The organism is Streptomyces sp. NPDC058964 (assembly GCF_042741275.1).
Lineage (GTDB): Bacteria > Actinomycetota > Actinomycetes > Streptomycetales > Streptomycetaceae > Streptomyces.
This window is the reverse complement of record NZ_JBHYKH010000838.1, coordinates 1-2,390: the sequence shown is the minus strand read 5'-3', so window position 1 is coordinate 2,390 and position 2,390 is coordinate 1. Positions and strand designations below refer to the sequence as shown.

Below are 2,390 nucleotides of genomic sequence, written 5' to 3'. Positions count from 1 at the left end.
GCACCGTCCAGGACCCAGACGTGCTGTTCGAGGCCGGGCACGGGCGGCCGGTCGTAGGCGATGCCGGCGCCTGCGGCGAGGCGGCCCTCGACCAGCTCGCCGCGCAGCCCGGCGTGCGGCGGGGACACGGAGCTGCTCCTCCTCTGCTCGCCGAGCGTCACCGGGGACTTCCCATCGTCAACGCCCTGAGCGGCGCCTGGGGTTGGACGTCCCATTCCCCGTCAGGCAAGTCCGTCTGGGCCCGTGTGGCACTGCCGCACGTGTGAGGACGTTGTCACCGGCTCGTCTTCTGGGAGGTCAGGCAGGCGCTGGCCGTCGGCGCCCGTTCAGACGGGTGCGGGAGTGCGGAAGCCGCCGGCCCGGGGCTTGCCGACCACTGCGCACGGCCCCGTTGAGACCCTCAGCGTAGGGCGGCGTCACGCGCGTTCGGTTCCAGCGCCGCCGCTTGTGGCAGCGGGCGGGCTAGCTGTCCTCCTCCGGAGTGCAGGCACACGGGCATGGGCGGCCTGCGTTACTGTCCTGACGGCGGCTGCGGGCGCGTTGAAGCGCTGCCGAGGCCGTCAGGAGCGCTGTTGAGACGCCGCACCAGGCGCTCGCCATAGTTCCGTTCTGCGAGAGGAGCTCCTGCGCTGTGAGGAGGGCACCGACTGCGCCTCCCAGAGCGGTGACGACGGTGCCGGCCATGAGGACGGCTGGCTTCTTGTGCCGGAGGGGAAGTTTCATGACGGCTCCTTGCCGAACTCGCTGCGCTGTGCAGCCGAGTCATCAGTCTGGGGAGCGTCCGTCTTTTCGTCAGGGGCCGTTGCCGTTCGCCGTCCCAGGGCGCCGCTGAGCGAGCACACTGGAGATGGAATCCGGCGTGGCCATCCATGGTGGCCCTTGACTCGAGCAAGGCATGGGCGCTAGGGCCTGTCTCTTTGGAGCTCTGACGTTGGAAGAGGGCCGATTACTCTGTCTTGATGGCCAAGAGGACTGAGTCGGAACTGGTGGTTGACCTGCGCGGTAAGCCGATCGATACACTCGATGACTTCTGGGACGCCGTGGCTGAGCCTTGCGGACTGCCGGAGTGGTTCGGTCGGAACACGGAAGCCTGGCGGGACACGATTCAGACGCGGGGTATCTCCGAGGTCATCGACAGCTACGACGTCCTGGTCGTGCACGTGGACAAGCGAGGGATCTTCGCTGCCCGGAACAGTGGGGCTCGAGCCCTCCGAAGCGGCCTTTTCGGGAAAGCAGTCGCGACTGGTCGTGCACGAGCGGCTCTGATCACTGCGTCGAGCGGGACCAGATCAGGATGGCCGCCAAGTGCAAAGCAGCCTCGTAGGCCAGGGCAAGCTTGTCCGTGCGCATCGCCAGACCACGCCATTGCTTCAAGCGGCTGATGCACCGTTCAACGGTGTTGCGCTGCTTGTACGCCTCCGCATCGAAACCTGGCGGTCTGCCTCCGGCTCGCCCTCTCCGTAGACGGTGTCCGACCTGGTCGGCAGGCTGCGGGATGACGGCGCGAATACCCCGCCGTCGCAGATGACTGCGGATCGCGCGGGAAGAATAAGCGCGGTCCGCGAGGACGGTCTCCGGTCGAGTCCGGGGCCTGCCGAGTCCGCGTCGCGGGACGCGGATCCTGGCCATGACGGCCTCGAATGCCGGAGCATCACCCGCCTGACCAGCAGTGACGTAGAGAGCCAACGGCCGCGCCCGGTTATCGCTGGCCAGATGTACTTTCGTACTCAGGCCGCCACGAGAACGTCCAAGTGCGTGGTCGTCGGGTTCTGACCGTCGCGCAGCCCCCTTTTCACAGCACCGGCCGCGTGCTGATGGGCCCGGCAGACGGTGGAGTCCACCGAGACCGTCCACTCCACGTCGTCATCAGCGTCGGCGCTGGCCAGGATGGCGGCCAGGATCCGTGCCCAGGTGCCGTCCATGGCCCACCTGATGAGACGTTTGTGGGCCGTCTGGAAGGACCCTAGCTCCTCCGGCAGGTCCCGCCAGGGCGAACAGGTGCGGTACTTCCACGCAATGGCCTCAAGAGTGCGACGGTGGTCGGCCCACCGTCGACCGCGGACCGGATCGGCCGGCATCAGCGGCTCGATCCGGACCCACATCGCATCAGTGATCACCAACCGGACGGACACGTCCGATCAACTGATCAGCCCACCAAAGAGACACGCTCTAGGCGCCCCGAGCGTAAAGGGTGGGGCATGGCGACGCAGTGGACGTGGCAGAGGTGGTCGTCCCGTTGGGCGGGGGCCCCTGACGAAGACCTGGCTTCTGTCTTTCGACGGGTCCGGGTCAGCCGCACGGCCAATACTCAGGCGGTGTGGGCGAGGGACGAACGGACGCGCGCGTTCTGCGACCTGGGCGCATACCTGCTGCACCAGCATCATCTGAAG

Annotated in this window: 2 protein-coding genes and 1 pseudogene; 1 reads left to right on the top strand and 2 read right to left on the bottom strand. The window is 67.4% G+C overall.

Going from position 1 to position 2,390, the window contains the following annotated elements; all coding sequences use genetic code 11:
- Window positions 1-131: pseudogene (locus ACFW2E_RS45415) on the bottom strand (transcriptional regulator); the annotation flags it as partial.
- 828 nt (window positions 132-959) lie between these two features.
- On the opposite strand from ACFW2E_RS45415, the gene ACFW2E_RS45410 reads away from it, so the two are divergent.
- Window positions 960-1,382, top strand: coding sequence for a barstar family protein (locus tag ACFW2E_RS45410; protein ID WP_384477638.1), 423 nt, complete (start codon window positions 960-962; stop codon window positions 1,380-1,382).
- On the opposite strand, the gene ACFW2E_RS45405 is transcribed toward ACFW2E_RS45410, so the two are convergent.
- Window positions 1,267-2,132 (bottom strand): IS5 family transposase gene (locus tag ACFW2E_RS45405; protein WP_384477635.1). Its coding sequence is split into 2 segments (ribosomal slippage): window positions 1,267-1,775 and window positions 1,775-2,132, totalling 867 coding nucleotides; the frame shifts between segments, so codons are not numbered across the junction. The two genes, ACFW2E_RS45410 and ACFW2E_RS45405, sit on opposite strands and share 116 nt — an antisense overlap.
- Window positions 2,133-2,390: the final 258 nt, after the last annotated feature.